Here is a 15,054-nt window from a genome sequence, read left to right as displayed (position 1 = left end):
GAGGTCGAGATGACTGCGAATTCGGAAATGACCCCCGAACGTAAGTATGTCATCGGGATGCTGAGTCCACAGCCTCTCGATGCGCATACCGCCATGAAACGTAGAAATCAACATGTCGGGAAATTTAAGGACCAGTCTGCTTCCAGGAAAACTTATCATCCTACTCCTTACTCTCCTCAGCAAATCAAGACGATTCTCAAGGGGCGAGCAAGAGAAACAATACCGGCTTCTGAGACCAGTGAAAATGCTGAGCAGGCTGATGCTTCAAATACGATCTTCAGAGCAATCCTGTTAATTTGCTTGCCGATTATTTTTTTCTCGCTCAAATCCTGCTTGCACAGACAGGATCATTATCAAGTGAGTTATGTTAATCGAAGGGAAGAGATCCTTAAATTTCCGAAAGCTGAACCATTTAATCCAACGAAGCATTTTGCTACCGGCACTAATTCTGCTCCCGTTTGGACACTAACGCAAGATCCTAGACATCAAGACGCAGTCAAGAGAATATTTTACGGTAAGATGCCTTATGAGGACGAGTCTAATTTCAGTCGAGTCGTAAAAGATCTCAGAAGTATCCATGCGTTTGCCAAGTTGATTCAACTTATGGAAACAAGTCTGAGAAATCGCCAGAATCTTTTGAGACAAAAGATTTTTTTAAAAAATCTCACAGTTGGTGAACTCGATGAGTATGTCGAGGCTGAAACTGCATATCTGGATAGTGTTGAGCGTCTGAGTAAAACTAAGGGTAATGGAATAATGCCTTTGAATAATTCCGCAGAGAGTCTCACACAACCTGCACCAGAGCAAGCTACAACAACCCCATGAGCAATGACCACAATTCAAATCCTGACTGGTCATTGCTTCCAAGTCAGCCACAGAAATTTTTTGATCTTGAAGATGACTTCAGTCTCCGAGACTTGAAGCGAAGTTATGGCAGATTGATCAAAAAGTTCAGACCAGAACAAAGCTCGGATGAATTTCAGAAAATCCGTATCGCTTATGAGCGTCTGCTTCAGATCTTTCATGACAACATTGACACCATTGATATAACTCGCTTCCGTTCACCCGAACCTGAGCGGCACTCGCACTCCAATCATGATGACTCTCATTCTGCCGTCCCCCCTTCAGAGAGATCAGTGCCGAAGATCGATGTGTGCGCCAAACTGCAGGAAGGACGTCCGCTTATTGAGATTTATCAATCTCTTCTCGACCAGAATTATAAGACTGAAGAAGACTTTCTTTCTCTGGCAGTCTTGTCGGACGTGATTGATGAAACTGCTGAAGACGAAAATTTCGCTGAATGGCTGATCCGCGGGATAAACAACCTTCACAGTGCACCATTACTAAATGAGTATCTCTTAGAATACTCCCGAACCAATATTCCCGACGAGCAGCTGGAAGAGTGGATCACTTTGCTTGCCAACAGACTTCCACCTTATTCTTTTTCGTTCATTTCAACACCCGCATGGATGCAATTGATTCGAGCTGAATCCGAGGGATTGAATGGGAAGGTCTCAACAGTTCGATTCATTAAGTTATGGCGAAAAATAACTACACTTCACGCGATTTCGAGTGAGTATTCATTAATCTATCTGGCCAGCCGACTTCTACCTGCTCTGACTGTTCTGGAACGAGGAGAAGGGTACCAGGAAATCGAATATTTTCTCGATAGCAATCCTCAATTCTTCGACCAAAATCTCGACTTCGAACGCGAATTTTCAGAAGTAATTAAATATTTCATTGCGCGATCTCAAAAGTCATTTTTCAAATATGAAAGCCGAAATGACTTTGCCTACAAATTGATTGTTGATTACTGCATTTATGACGACAAACTCGAAGTCTTCAGAAGGCACCGTAACCTTTTGGTGAACAATCTTCCTGAAATCCTGAAACACTCACCAACAACAGACAACAATTACAATCAGTTATTGAATGAAGTAGTCCCTTGGATTTTAATGGATGCCAGTCAGCAACTTATCCACCAAAATGATTCAAATCCCAAGTTGCAAGATCTCGGACCTGATGAGAGAGAATTCGAGGAAGTCGAATCGACTTTCTGGTGGAAGCATGTGAATCGAGTCTTGTTCATATCGTGTATGTGTGGCTGTATGCTCTTGATGGGAATTATTGGGATATCCGTATTGGGGCCTTTTCAATCCAGAGATGCTAACGTTTGGTTCTTGCTAGGCCTGTTTTCTGTCTTACTTGGGCTGTGCGTTGGATACTATGTCAACTTCAAGCAAGGCGAATTAATAAGACAAAAAATCATTCTAAATCACTATCAGGCCTCCTGGAGGAAGAAATTTTGCAGCGAGGCATTGAATCACGGACTGAACTGGCAAGACGTTGAACATTTGCTCAATCAGCCAAACTCGGAGAATCAATCTTCCTCATCTGCCAGATCTCGTTTCTATCGCTTGGTGAGAGTGGATCCTGCAATTCAACTCATCACGACCCTGTTCGCAAACTGGATGAAACGGTAACCCGAAGCCCTTATAACTTCTAAATTGAGTGACTTCGTCCCGAATTCCTTTCAAAATCTTTCCGCAGAGTTGAAATCTACGCCAGATTATATCACGCTCCATTGATCAGTCTGGGAATCCCCGCTCGATTGAATGATGAACTTATCGATATCCGCTTAAATCAAACATAAACAGGACACCAAAATGTCGAACACTCAACCCAAATTGCATAATGCCATGTGGCCAGGACTGGTTGGTAAAGAGGAGGGGACTGACCATCCGCCGATCAGCCTGGACCGAATGCTGGAATTGACTGCTGCTGCCGAAGTCGATGGTCAGAAGTTTGAAGGGATTGATTATTTCCTGTTCCATCCGCATACCGATCCTGATGCCTCTGAGGACGATTTGAAGGCAATTGCCGATAAAATCGCTGGCTATAATCTGAAAGTCGGCTCCCTGGTCGCACCTATCTGGCCGGGTACGGTCGGTGATTCGGCTATGGGTGATGATGAGGCTCAGGAGAAGTTTTTGCTGGCTGTCGAAAAGGCATGCCGTATCGCCAAAATTTTCAATGAGCATGGCGTCCGCAGCTATGGTTGCATTCGAATCGACTCTGCGACAGGTGTTGCAGACTGGGATAAAAACCAGGAAGCGGGCACGAAACGGATCGCCGAAACATTCCGCAAAGCGGCTGACATTGCTGATGACCATGGCGAACGACTGGCTGCAGAAGGAGAAATCTGCTGGGCCGGGATGCACTCCTGGAAAGACATGGTCAATCTTCTCGAAGCCGTCGATCGTCCTGCTACCCTGGGTTTTCAGGCGGATCTGGCTCACACTTATCTGTACTTGATGGGTTACAATTCGGAAAAGAACGCCTTGCTCAAGCCGGGTTATACCGATGGCGAATTCTGGACAGCCTACGAAACCATGACCGATGCCCTGCGCCCCTGGACAATCGACTTCCATGTCGCTCAAAACGATGGCGAAGTCCACGGAACCGGCTCGCATGACAAAACCGGTAAACATTGCCCGGCTGACGATCCGAATGGAAAGCTCGATATCGTGAAATGCTCCGGCTACTGGCTCAAAGGGGCAGCGGACCGGGAAATCGAACATATCTGCTGGGATGGATGCATGTTCCCGAACGAAATGCTCGAGAAAGCTTCCACATGGAATACGATTCTGGGAACCATGATCAAAGTCCGCGACGCCCACGGCTGGAACTGATTTTGAATTAACCGCCAAGACGCCAAGTAAAGAAGAGTCTTGAATGTGAGTGAACCGACTTCAAATGAAGATGAATTGGCAAGAAACGTTATTGGTGCTTGCATATCTGTGCATCGACATTTGGGGCCGGGTTATCTGGAATCGATCTATGAATCAGCATTAGAAGTGGAACTTCAACATCTCAAAATCAGTTACGAAAGACAGCTTCCACTGCCATTGCAATACCGAGGAAAATGTATTGGAGAGCATCGTCTCGATTTCCTCGTCAAAAATTCGACTGCGAAAATCATTGTTGAGCTAAAAGCAGTCACTGAGTTGGCACCAATACACAAAGCACAGGTTATCAGTTACCTGAGAGCTACAAATTTGAATCTTGGATTATTAATTAACTTTAACACTCGCCTATTAAAAGACGGACTCCAAAGAGTTGTGTTGAGTAGTTATTTTAACTCTTAATTTTCTTGGCGTCTTGGCGTCTTGGCGGTTCAATATCTGGAGAGAAAACATGCAAAAAGAACTTCGCATTGGTTTGGTTGGTTATGGATTTATGGGGCGGACGCATACGAATGCGTACAAACGGGTGAATGATTTCTTCCCGGAGTTGGCCTATCGCCCTGTTTTACAGGCAGTCTGTGGGCGGACGGAAGATAAAGCCCAGGCGTTTGCCGATCAGTGGCAATTCCAGTCCTGTGAAACCGACTGGAAAAAGCTGATTGAGCGGGATGATATTGATGCGATCGATATCGTTACTCCGAACGATCAGCATGCTGAAGTTGCGATTGCTGCTGCCGAGGCTGGCAAGATGGTTCTGTGTGAAAAGCCACTGGCTCGTACGACGGAGGAATCTCTACCGATGGTCGAAGCGGTCGAAAAAGCGGGTGTGCCGAATACGGTTTGGTACAATTATCGCCGTGTACCTGCTGTAACTCTAGCCAAGCAGATTATTGATTCTGGAAAACTTGGCAAGATTTTCCATTATCGCGCGAACTTCCTGCAGGATTGGACGATCAATTCTGATCTCCCTCAGGGAGGAGCAGCACTGTGGCGACTGGATGCCAAAGCTGCGGGTTCCGGCGTGACAGGCGATCTGCTGGCCCACTGTATCGATACCGCATTGTGGCTCAATGGGTCGATCAAAGATGTTTCCGCAGTCACGGAAACCTTCGTCAAAGAGCGAATGCACAATCTGACAGGAAAAGTGGAAAAGGTCGGTATTGATGATGCCTGTCTATTCCATTGTCATTTCGAAAATGGTTCGCTGGGACTGTTTGAATCGACTCGATACGCCCGCGGTCATAAAGCCTTATATACTTTTGAAATTAATGGCGAGAATGCCTCAATCCGCTGGGATCTGCACGATTTGAATCGCCTGGAGTATTTCGATCATTCTGACGAATCGATCGTCCGAGGATGGAGAACTATCCACATTACCGATGGTGATCAACCTTATATGGATCATTACTGGGTTCCAGGACTTTGCATCGGCTACGAACACACGTTTGTCAATCAGGTGGCAGACTTCCTGAAATCTCTGGAAACAGGCGAACCTTGCCATCCAACATTCCGAGATGCCCTCGAAACTGCACAAGTATGTGATGCCGTGCTGAAAAGTGCAGCCGAACGTTCCTGGCAGTCTGTCTAGAGCGTTCAGCAGGAGCAAACACAGCGTTTTCAGGACATTTGGTGTCCATGCGACTGCAGATAGCATTTGATATTGGTCTAATTGTGTTTATGGCCGGGAAGTGGTGATATAATGATTTCACACTTTCTATAATGATTGAAAACTGCTATTTTCACAGATCGTGCTCCCGAGTTATTCTGAATTTTCAGAAACATCAGGTGAGTATCAATTGTGTCGCGGTAAAATAATGCTTAAACGGGGCGCAGCGAATTTGCTGCGACCCGTCTTTTTTTACGGGAGGAGAAGACTCATGGATCGTCAACCTATTACGCGTGAAGGCCATGAAAAAATCAAGGCAGAGATCAAGCATCTCGAGTCCGTTGTGATTCCGGAAATCACCGAACGACTGGCAGAGGCACGGTCTGAAGGCGATTTGAAAGAAAATACGGAGTATCACGGACAGCTTGAACAGCAGGGGATGGCGCAGGCGAAAGTCAATCAGCTCAAAACCAAGCTTGCAAATTGCTATATTGTCGATAAAGCCAATATGCCCAAGGGAGTGGTTACGTTCGGGTCGACAGTGACGGTCAATGATCTGAAGTGGAATGACGAAGAAGTCTACGAATTCGTCGGCCCCGGCGAAGAAGATTATGACTGCGAACCGATGAAAATTCTGACTTCCAGTCCACTCGCTCAAGCGATGGAAGGGAAAAAAGTTGGCGATAAAGTCAGTGTTGAGACACCTCAAGGAATTCGCGAATTGGAAGTCATCAAGATTGTTGACTTTGAGTAATGCCTGCATTTTGCAGTGAAACAAAAAAAACGGAGCCAATCGGCTCCGTTTTTAATTGATCTGAGAATTAACAATGCAATCAGCTGAAGAAATCCATTAAAGGAGTTCTTCCTCGATTGGGTCTTCGTTTAGATCACCCTCTACACCTGAGAGCAAATCAGCATCAAGTACGGGAGCATGATCGTAACAGTCGTTGTCGTGCCAAAGTGGCATCCCTGCTGCATAGCGTGCGGCCAGCATCATGACCTTATCTTCCGAACCAGGTTTGGCATCCGTCGGGGTATCAGGGTCAATCCCGAGATTTTCGAACTCATCCATGTCGAAAGCGTCGGAGAAATCGGCGACATAAGCGCCCTGGTCGTCGAACATTAATTCATAATCTGGTTCGACTTTCTTCGATTTTCGCATTCTCTGCTCCATTCTTAAACTGTGAACATTTGTCGATTAACGTGTGGTGAGCGTAAGTTTCTTCCGTAGTAGGTAGGAATATTTTTCAATCACCCCTCTGCGAAATGCAATTCAACTCAATCAGAAGTATCAGCGCGATACGATTGAGGAAACTTGCATCCGAGGTCCTACTGAATATACGACTATGCAGCGTCTCTTTGGTCGTTCAATTCAATAAGATTCCATGTGTGAAAAATGTGGGAGGAAACCTTGTGTGACTCCGTAGTTGATTCTCGGGCTGAAGTCGCATTATGTCAATAAAATTTTGCACAAAATCCACAGATTCTCACAACTCTGTCCATTGACAGATCAAAGATCATGCAATTTGATCTGATCAGCTTCTTGTCATCCATCGACACTGATTTGAAAAGGGATTGAAATTCCAGGAAGAAATCAAGCAAAGAGATAAAAGAATTAATCACGGGTGATTTTAAGACCATACTTCTTGAGTTTTCTATCGAGCGTCGAGCGTTCGATTCCCAGAATCTGTGCGGCTTTGGACTTATTCCCTTCTGTCGATTCCAAAGTTCTCAGAATATGATCGCGTTCGATTTCTTCGATTGAAAGCTCTGCATAACTCTGAGGAGGTTTTTGAGGAAGAATCTCATTCAGTTCAGGCTCGTCTAAGCGGGAGAGCAGGATTTGTTCGCCCTGAATTGTATCGCCAATACAGAGCACGACGGCGCGTTCAACAGTATTCTGCAATTCGCGAACATTTCCAGGCCATTCGTATCGAGTCAGCTTTTTCATTGCTGTATCTGTAAAGGAAATGGCTCTCCGGCCTGATTTATTTGCAAAACGCTGAGCAAAGAATTCAGCCAGGATAGGGACGTCTTCCATACGCTCTCTCAAAGCCGGAACAGTAATTTCCAGAACCTGCAGCCGAAAATACAAGTCTTTTCGAAACAAATTCTCTCGGACAGCCCTTTCCAGATCTCGATTTGTCGCAGCCACCAGTCTCACATTGACATTAATGGGAACCGAGCCTCCCACACGTTCAAAGGAGTGACCTTCCAGAACACGAAGAAATTTCGCCTGAATTGCCGGGCTCATCTCGCCGACTTCATCCAGGAATAGAGTCCCTTGGTGTCCCTGTTCGAATTTCCCGTGCTTGAGCCCAGTTGCCCCCGTGAATGCTCCCCGTTCATGCCCAAACAATTCACTTTCGAGCAGACTTTCACTCAGAGCTGCGCAGTTCATGCAAACAAACGGTCCCTCTTTTCTTTTACTATTGAAATGAATCGCACGAGCCACCAGTTCTTTTCCAGAGCCGCTCTCACCACGGATCAGAACGGCAGTATCGGTCGGAGCGACCAGGCCAATGGTTTCTCTCAAGTGGTCCATGGCCTCACTGCTTCCAACAAGCTCACTTTCGATTGCTAACTGTTCGCGAAGCTGTTTATTTTCACTGGTCGCTTTTTGCAAACCATCCTGTAAATCCTGCTGACGTAATAGACTTTTAAGTGCAATTGCCAATTGGTCGGCGACAGCCAGGGTATAATCGAGGCCATTGGCATCGAGCGGATTTTCTGGATTCGTAGAATACAGGTGGATCAGTCCAAATAATTCCGAGCCATCCAACACGGGGGCAATGACTAAACTTTGAGCCTGCATATCTTCAAGACTATCGCGACTTGAAAGATCTGCTCGGATCGAAATATCGCGAGCCAGGATTGCTTCGCCCGATTTGAGAACATCACGAGTGAGTGTTGTGGAGACCTTGTGATAAGGCTGTCCTTCGAGACTGCGATAACTTGTGACAATCAAATCGGATGTTGAATTGACTTTTTTTCTACGCCGGGAGACACTGGATGGCTGCGTGAGCACGGCTCCAATATCTGCTCCTGTAATCCCAACCAGTCCATCCAGAACAATATCAGCCAACTCCTGAGAACTTGTGGCGTCTCCCATTTTGATTGCGATTTGATACAGACGAGAAAGTTTCGCACTGGAACTTTTATCGATTGTTCGCGAGTTGGCATCCCGATCTCTCAATGAAGAATGCTTCTGGCGATGGATAATCTCGGGCAAAGCAGCCGATTCGTCAGGAATGCGAAGGTCGGTTGCGGTGTCAGAGTCGGTACGCGGTGCCCGGCGTTTTAACGATGCCGACTCATCAGTCGTAAATAACATCAAGGTTTCGCCAATGCGAATGATGTCACCGTCTACGAGTGGGCGATCACGATCGACCCGCGTTTCGTTCAGGTAAGTTCCATTTCGACTCGAACGATCACGAAGCATCCAGCCAGTGCTGATGTGAAAGATTTCACAGTGATTGCGACTACAGATATCGTCTCGAAGCACGACGCGATTGGTACCGGCCCGACCAATATCGGTGATTTGATCTGGATGTAAGGGAAATCTCTGCTCTGAGGCCACCCCTTCACTAACAACCAGAAAAAAGGAACCTTCTGTATTGATGGGTTTTTGAGTAACCAACGGAACGACCTCAACAGCAAATCAATCAGGAATCTGTCGAATATGACACGGGCAAATTTAACGAAACAATCTTGCCTTACCGAGCCAAAGAGCATGACTCGATCCATTATGGTGATGAATCAGATTTATACCAGTACTGTGACACACTTAAAATTGAGGAGAAGCATTTTATTTCAGCCCGACAACGCAATGCGAATTCGTTAACGGAGACTCGCAAATCTAGTCGTGAGGCGGCACACGTCCCCTTTCAGGGTTTAATAATGGCCGTCAAATAAATATGACGCCCCCCGTTGTCGTGTATTTATTCTTCCCTGGCAAGAAACTGACACAGTGACGAGCGAACGGTGAAATAAGCGGTTTGCGAGGAAGATCCGTCAGCGGGGATATGATTTACAAACCTGTCACCAGATCAATGCCACGGTTTCAGGTTTTCAGAGTTGTGCAATTCTGACTTGTATCGAATCAGGTGGTGACAATCACAATCGAATTCATCAAATAGCCAACCGCCATCAAGATGAGATTATTCAGAAATTCCACTCGCGATAAAGCTTGGCGCGGAAGTCATGCCATTCTTCATACTTGTTATTGGCTGGAACTTCGGTTTGTTCTGTCAGCGCACATACCCACCCATCCATCAACTTGAGGCGTTCGGAAACAACAGAAACAAGATTGATTAAAATCGTGGCTGCAATTTCACTTGAATCCTGTCGCAATTGTTCAAAAGCTTCCTGGCTCAACATATGAACCGTCGAATTGGAAACTGTTCTGACATTTGCCGAGTGAGGCGTTTTACGGAAAAAGGACATCTCACCAAATATTGTGCCAGGACCAAGCACAGCAATCACACGATGCTTTTCATGGTTTAGGCTGTAACGTGTGACCTCACAGCAACCTTCGCTAATTAGCCACAGCCCTTTATTCTGCTCTCCCTGCTTAAGAACGAGCGTATTGGCTTCGTAACAGAGATGTTCCATTACCGAGACAACGATTTCGATCTGCTTCTGGTTTAAACCTCTCAGTAACGGTGATTCTTTAAAATCAAGCTCTGTGGCTTGAGAATTGTTAATTAAGTCTGTGATATTTGAACTCATCTCAGATTCCTCCCATAACAGTAGCTCGGCCAACGCGCCCAATCCCAAGAAGATAAGCTGCCAGACGAAGATTGACTTTTTTCTCGGTTGCAAGATCCCATGTTTTATCAAAGGCTTTCGTCATTATACTGTCCAGTTCCTGGCGGACACGCTCTAACTCCCAGCGAAAATGCTGGCGATTCTGTACCCATTCAAAATAACTGACCGTCACTCCCCCCGCGTTAGCGAGTACATCAGGAAGAATAACTATGCCCCGTGAATTTAAGAGCTGGTCAGCTTCCGGATGGGTCGGGTTATTAGCGGCTTCAATGATATATTTGGCACGAATGTCCGGTGCGATTTCTGGTGTCAATACGCCACCAATTGCAGCGGGAATCAGGACATCGCAATTGCAGGTCAAAAGTTCATTATTCGCAATCGCATCAGCTCCATTAAATTCGACGACTTTGCCGGTTTTCTCCACATGATTGCAAAGCGCGTGGATATCGATTCCGTCTTCATTCAACAATCCTCCATAGGCATCGGACGTCGAAATGATTTTTGCTCCTCGTTCATGGAGAAACTGAACCGCGTAGCGTCCGACGTTACCAAATCCCTGGATGGCAATTCTTGAGCCTTCAATTCCTTCCTTCATTTTTTCCAGCAGAGCGATGGTCAGTAACCCAACCCCACGCCCGGTCGCTTCTTCTCTTCCATCAGCCCCATGCAATTCGACAGGCTTTCCTGTCACACAAGCAGGACTGAATCCATGATATTTCTGATATTGATTCATAATCCAGGCCATGACTTGAGCATTGGTGCCCATGTCAGGGGCAGGGATGTCTTTGTCAGGCCCAATCATGTCGTGAATTTCGTCAATAAATTTTCTTGTCAATCGTTCAAGCTCGGAGATGCTTAATTTACGGGCATCAATTTGAATTCCACCTTTCGCTCCACCATAAGGAATGTCCACAATCGCAGTTTTCCAGGTCATCAATGTTGCCAGTGAGAGCACCTCATCCTGATCAACTTCTGGATGATATCTCAGCCCGCCCTTCATTGGACCACGTGATTTATTGTGTTGAATCCGATACCCAATGTGAGTAGCGATCTCTCCATTGTCCATTTCCATGGCAACCTGAACTTTGACCTCGCGTTCTGGCGTCAATAAAAGCGTTTGCATATTGGAAGAGAGTCCCATGATGTTGGCAGCTTCTCGGAAATAACGATCTGTAGATTCACTTGCGTGCATGGTTCATCCTGGATGTGATATCAATACTGTGAAAATCGCTATCTAATCATAGATATTATTCGAGCGATTCCGACTGGAACTCAAGCCTCTTAACACATAAGCGAAACTTTATTTCAATTCGTGACGCGATTTCCCATCGGTTTCGCTGCCAGCGTGTGATTAAACGATCGTATGAGCAGATCGGCGATCATCTGATGACCGACCACTGAGAAATGGTCGCTCTGATTCAGAAAAGCGTTTGAAACTTGAGGATCTGACTGGAGCAATGAAGTCAAATCGATAAACGGCACCCCGGCAGCCATTAAATACTCGCTGACAACCTCACGATGATCTGCAGAGATATTCCCATGAATTTGGTTTCCTTCACGATCCATTACCTCACTTTGATCCGGGAGATAGACCACAACAAACTCAATGTTCACTGCTCGACAACGCTCGGCAATATTGAGCAATGGATGTAGACTCAACTGGAGAAATTCTCTTGAGCCCTCGATCTTCGTCACCAAAGGACCTGCAGTCCGTAATGGATCACTTTGGGGCGTATCGTTTAAAAAGAGTTTGCAGATGAAAGGAAATCCGAGCCGAAGCAGGGCATACTCTTCCAAAGGATTCTTCTGTCCGGCTTGTGTGGACTTCCTGTTTTCAGCCTTAATGCCGGGGTGTTTACAGGCGACAATTTGACCATCTTCATCAAAAACAACTGAACGTCGAATATTGAAATCGTTCTGCAGACTTTGCCGTCCTATAAAGCAAACGACTCGGCGCGGATGGTGCGGTATTATTCTTTCGTCCAATTGAATTTGCCACAACAGGGGACACCCTAACGGCATTCCGCCATTGTGGACGGTTTCGTCCGCGACGCCTCCACTGGAAGAACCTGACATTTGACTCCACAGAGCAACAAACGTCTGCTGATGCTTGATTTCTGGTGCGAGCACCCGCTCATCTCCCAGACAAATCGTTTCAGGTGCAGTGGAGTTGCCCTTGGTTGCAGACTGACGAAATCCTGAACTTCCGAAATGGAGTTCATTTGAAACTCCAGGTTTAATCGTATAGGTGATCGTTTGGTTCACAGGAGCCGCCAGAAAACTGTGATCGCAGGTTGTCCAGCCGAAGTATTGAGAGTTCAAACCGATTTTCGGAGCTGCCAGATCAAGATGGTATCGCAGTACATACTCGCTACCTGCAGCGAGACCGCACAGTATGAGTAAACCCAGAATTAAACACCGAAACCTCGGCACGATAGAAACCTAGTTTATGGAGAGAGATTGAGTGAGTTAATGAGAAAGCTCACAGAACGGAACTTGATGTGAAATGTATGCGCCAAATGTAGTCGAGATTGACCATTTGAGAAAAGAGAGATCCCTGCTTTCAGTAAACTTTACAAACCAAATTCGGCACCAGATCATTTACAAATCGATCCTCCACTCGCTTGATCAATCGCAATCGAATCTCGATGAATTCAGATCTACTAATTTACACAGTTTTATGATTAATAACTGAAGTTTTGCAAAACGCCAATTCTTGAATATGAACCACGGATGGACCTCGTCGAAGATCTCTGCTCATCCGATTTACTTTATTGATTCATTCAGAAAAATAGATGAGACTTCTCCCAAAAAACTCTGTGTCCTCTCTGATCTTTGTGGAAAAAGTTAATCTGGTGACTCATTCAGCAGATCTGGAATTATCTTCTGACTGAATTTCGCAATACTTCAGTCAATAAGCCGTGGAAGACGTGTTTAGTGTTCGATATTGGCCTGGTGTTATGCGAATTTGTCGTTTGAAAACAACACTGAAATATTCGGAATGCACAAATCCGCATCTTCTGGCAATTTCAGGCAGCGTTAAATCGGTTTGCACTAATAGATCGCAGGCATGAGAAAGTTGCACACGTCGAATTTCTGCCTGTGGGGAGCGTTTGAGATACTTTCTCACACCACGTTCGAGAGTGCTACGTGAAATTGGGACCAATTCCAAAATATCTTCCACACGTAAGCCGGAAAGTGCCTGTTCACGGATAATCCGAACCGCCTCGGCAATATCGGCATCGTCAATTGCCAGAATGTCAGTTGATTTGCGTGTCAAAATCCCCAACGGCTTGATAACCTCCCGCGTCTCATCCTTGTGAATTCCGTTCATCAATTGATCCAGCAATTCTGCGGCCCGATATCCGATTCGCTCGGCATTTGGCATGATGCTTGTCAACGGGGGATCGCATAATTCACAGCGGATCGCATCATTATCGCACCCGATCACTGCGGCCTGTTCCGGCACCGCCAAGTCAACTTCACAGCAGGCATCAAGAATCTGCTGGCCACGGATATCATTCGCGGCCATGATTCCAACAGGATTCGGAAGAGTTTTGATCCAGTTCACCAGCGAGGTAAATTCGTCGTCCCAGCTCTTGCCAGGTGTCATTTCCCAGGGCGAGACGAAATAAGCGGTGGAAAATCCAGCTGACTGAATGGCATCCTGAAAGCCACGATATCGTAATTCCGACCAGGATTCGTCCTGAAAACCTGCAAAACCAAAATGGCGAAACTGACGTTCAATCAAATGCTCAGCCGCCATTCGGCCGATCGCATAATGATCGGCCCAGATTTGAGGTAACCCCAAATCGCCCCAGCGATCCGTCAAATCGACAATGGGAAGACCCGATTCCAGAATAAGTTCGGCAAATTGAGGATTTGTCGAACGACTGATGATTCCATTCCCACGCCAATCATTCAGCCAGACTGGGAGACGTGTATGTAAATCCCTTTGTTGCAGATAAATCGACCAGGAGGTATGAGCCTGCAAATATTGCTTGATCCCACGCAGAACCAGCCTTCCAAATTCACTGGAGGTTTCAACAAACAATGCAACTCGTGGACGTTCTGTCATCTCTCTCTGTTCGTGCACATCGGCATTGATGGTTTATGCAAATCTTACAAATCGAATTATTAGGGAACAGGCCTCTGACTTAGCCCCTTAATACAGCATTGTAAATATGATTTGCTTTCGCGAGTACGTTAGTTACCTCGAAATACTGCATTTGCTCAGGCAGAACTCGAAATATTAATTTGGAAACGGCTTTAGAATACCGATAAGTTAAAACGGGGGGAACGTAATCGTTGTGTCGATTGCAAAAAGAGGCTCGGATTGGGGATTTGCCCCATTTTTTAGAGCAATTGTCGGGGGACAAACCATGTTTATCGTGAAATCGTTACGTCTATTTATTCGTGCATTGACAGCTGAGTGCTCTCATCGACAAATCGCTGCAGGCATCGCCTGTGGACTTATGGTGGGATTGATTCCTAAGGGAAACCTGCTGGCGTTACTTGTGCTTATGGGGGTTTCTTCATTTAGCATCAGCTTGCCCGCTCTTTTTTTCAGCACTTTTCTCTTCTCCTGGGTTTCTATTTCCTTGGATTCGATTTGCGCAAAGCTCGGCGAATTCGTGCTTACTCAAGACACTCTGCAACCACTTTGGTACTGGCTGTATTCTCTACCTCTCGTCCCCTGGACAGATTTTAACAATACCCTTGTTATGGGTTCGTTACTTCTGGGATGCTTGCTTAGCTTGCCAGCATATTGCTGTATTCTGCCGCTTGTCCGAAAGTACGAACCAGTCATAACGGCTCGCATTAAAAAATACCGAGTTGCGACATGGCTGTGGGGAGCAGAATGGGCAGAGAAGATCAATTCTGCCATTTGAACTGCTATGGAAATCGCTTCCATCAAATTCCCTCTCCTTC

At 46.0% G+C, this 15,054-nt stretch carries 13 protein-coding genes; 7 read left to right on the top strand and 6 right to left on the bottom strand.

Annotated elements, in window-relative coordinates:
* Window positions 1-9 precede the first annotated feature (9 nt).
* From Pan54_RS09750 to Pan54_RS09725, 6 genes are all read left to right on the top strand, one after another.
* Window positions 10-825 (top strand): hypothetical protein, encoded by an 816-nt coding sequence (locus Pan54_RS09750; protein ID WP_146503305.1) that lies wholly within the window; start codon window positions 10-12, stop codon window positions 823-825.
* 326 nt (window positions 826-1,151) lie between these two features.
* Window positions 1,152-2,483 (top strand): hypothetical protein, encoded by a 1,332-nt coding sequence (locus Pan54_RS09745; RefSeq protein WP_146503304.1) that lies wholly within the window; start codon window positions 1,152-1,154, stop codon window positions 2,481-2,483.
* A gap of 183 nt (window positions 2,484-2,666) precedes the next feature.
* Window positions 2,667-3,692: a sugar phosphate isomerase/epimerase family protein gene (locus Pan54_RS09740; RefSeq protein ID WP_146503303.1), complete on the top strand. Its 1,026-nt coding sequence runs from the start codon at window positions 2,667-2,669 to the stop codon at window positions 3,690-3,692.
* Between the two features lie 45 nt (window positions 3,693-3,737).
* A complete protein-coding gene (locus Pan54_RS09735; RefSeq protein WP_146503302.1) occupies window positions 3,738-4,148 on the top strand; it encodes a GxxExxY protein in 411 nt (136 codons plus the stop codon).
* Between the two features lie 49 nt (window positions 4,149-4,197).
* A complete protein-coding gene (locus Pan54_RS09730; protein ID WP_146503301.1) occupies window positions 4,198-5,334 on the top strand; it encodes a Gfo/Idh/MocA family protein in 1,137 nt (378 codons plus the stop codon).
* Window positions 5,335-5,623: 289 nt separating this feature from the next.
* Entirely contained in the window at window positions 5,624-6,106 is a 483-nt protein-coding gene (locus tag Pan54_RS09725; protein WP_146503300.1) for a GreA/GreB family elongation factor, read from the top strand.
* Between the two features lie 96 nt (window positions 6,107-6,202).
* Here Pan54_RS09725 and Pan54_RS09720 read toward each other — a convergent pair whose 3' ends face one another.
* From Pan54_RS09720 to Pan54_RS09695, 6 genes are all read right to left on the bottom strand, one after another.
* Window positions 6,203-6,514, bottom strand: coding sequence for a hypothetical protein (locus Pan54_RS09720; RefSeq protein WP_146503299.1), 312 nt, complete (start codon window positions 6,512-6,514; stop codon window positions 6,203-6,205).
* 453 nt (window positions 6,515-6,967) lie between these two features.
* Window positions 6,968-8,992, bottom strand: coding sequence for a sigma 54-interacting transcriptional regulator (locus Pan54_RS09715; protein ID WP_146503298.1), 2,025 nt, complete (start codon window positions 8,990-8,992; stop codon window positions 6,968-6,970).
* A 524-nt stretch (window positions 8,993-9,516) separates the two neighbouring features.
* On the bottom strand, window positions 9,517-10,083 hold the full coding sequence (locus tag Pan54_RS09710) for a cyclic nucleotide-binding domain-containing protein (RefSeq protein WP_146503297.1): 567 nt from the start codon (window positions 10,081-10,083) through the stop codon (window positions 9,517-9,519).
* A 1-nt stretch (window position 10,084) separates the two neighbouring features.
* Window positions 10,085-11,314, bottom strand: a complete 1,230-nt coding sequence (locus tag Pan54_RS09705) for a Glu/Leu/Phe/Val family dehydrogenase (protein ID WP_146503296.1) — start codon at window positions 11,312-11,314, stop codon at window positions 10,085-10,087.
* Window positions 11,315-11,427: 113 nt separating this feature from the next.
* Window positions 11,428-12,555, bottom strand: a complete 1,128-nt coding sequence (locus Pan54_RS09700) for a hypothetical protein (protein WP_146503295.1) — start codon at window positions 12,553-12,555, stop codon at window positions 11,428-11,430.
* Window positions 12,556-13,033: 478 nt separating this feature from the next.
* The gene (locus Pan54_RS09695) at window positions 13,034-14,200 is read right to left on the bottom strand and encodes a XylR family transcriptional regulator (protein WP_146503294.1); all 1,167 of its coding nucleotides are present in this window, start codon (window positions 14,198-14,200) and stop codon (window positions 13,034-13,036) included.
* 232 nt (window positions 14,201-14,432) lie between these two features.
* Here Pan54_RS09695 and Pan54_RS09690 point away from each other — a divergent pair, with 232 nt between their 5' ends.
* Window positions 14,433-15,014 (top strand): TIGR03546 family protein, encoded by a 582-nt coding sequence (locus Pan54_RS09690; RefSeq protein ID WP_146503293.1) that lies wholly within the window; start codon window positions 14,433-14,435, stop codon window positions 15,012-15,014.
* Window positions 15,015-15,054: the final 40 nt, after the last annotated feature.

It is taken from the genome of Rubinisphaera italica (assembly GCF_007859715.1).
GTDB classification, from domain to species: Bacteria; Planctomycetota; Planctomycetia; order Planctomycetales; family Planctomycetaceae; genus Rubinisphaera; species Rubinisphaera italica.
The sequence above is the reverse complement of the archived record's forward strand: the minus strand, read 5'-3'. Positions and strand labels throughout refer to the sequence as shown.

Coding starts and splice junctions, on each gene's coding strand:
- Pan54_RS09750 (WP_146503305.1), top strand. CDS start 10: ATGACTGCGAATTCGGAAATGACCCCCGAACGTAAGTATGTCATCGGG.
- Pan54_RS09740 (WP_146503303.1), top strand. CDS start 2,667: ATGTCGAACACTCAACCCAAATTGCATAATGCCATGTGGCCAGGACTG.
- Pan54_RS09730 (WP_146503301.1), top strand. CDS start 4,198: ATGCAAAAAGAACTTCGCATTGGTTTGGTTGGTTATGGATTTATGGGG.
- Pan54_RS09725 (WP_146503300.1), top strand. CDS start 5,624: ATGGATCGTCAACCTATTACGCGTGAAGGCCATGAAAAAATCAAGGCA.
- Pan54_RS09720 (WP_146503299.1), bottom strand. CDS start 6,514: ATGCGAAAATCGAAGAAAGTCGAACCAGATTATGAATTAATGTTCGAC.
- Pan54_RS09710 (WP_146503297.1), bottom strand. CDS start 10,083: ATGAGTTCAAATATCACAGACTTAATTAACAATTCTCAAGCCACAGAG.
- Pan54_RS09705 (WP_146503296.1), bottom strand. CDS start 11,314: ATGCACGCAAGTGAATCTACAGATCGTTATTTCCGAGAAGCTGCCAAC.
- Pan54_RS09695 (WP_146503294.1), bottom strand. CDS start 14,200: ATGACAGAACGTCCACGAGTTGCATTGTTTGTTGAAACCTCCAGTGAA.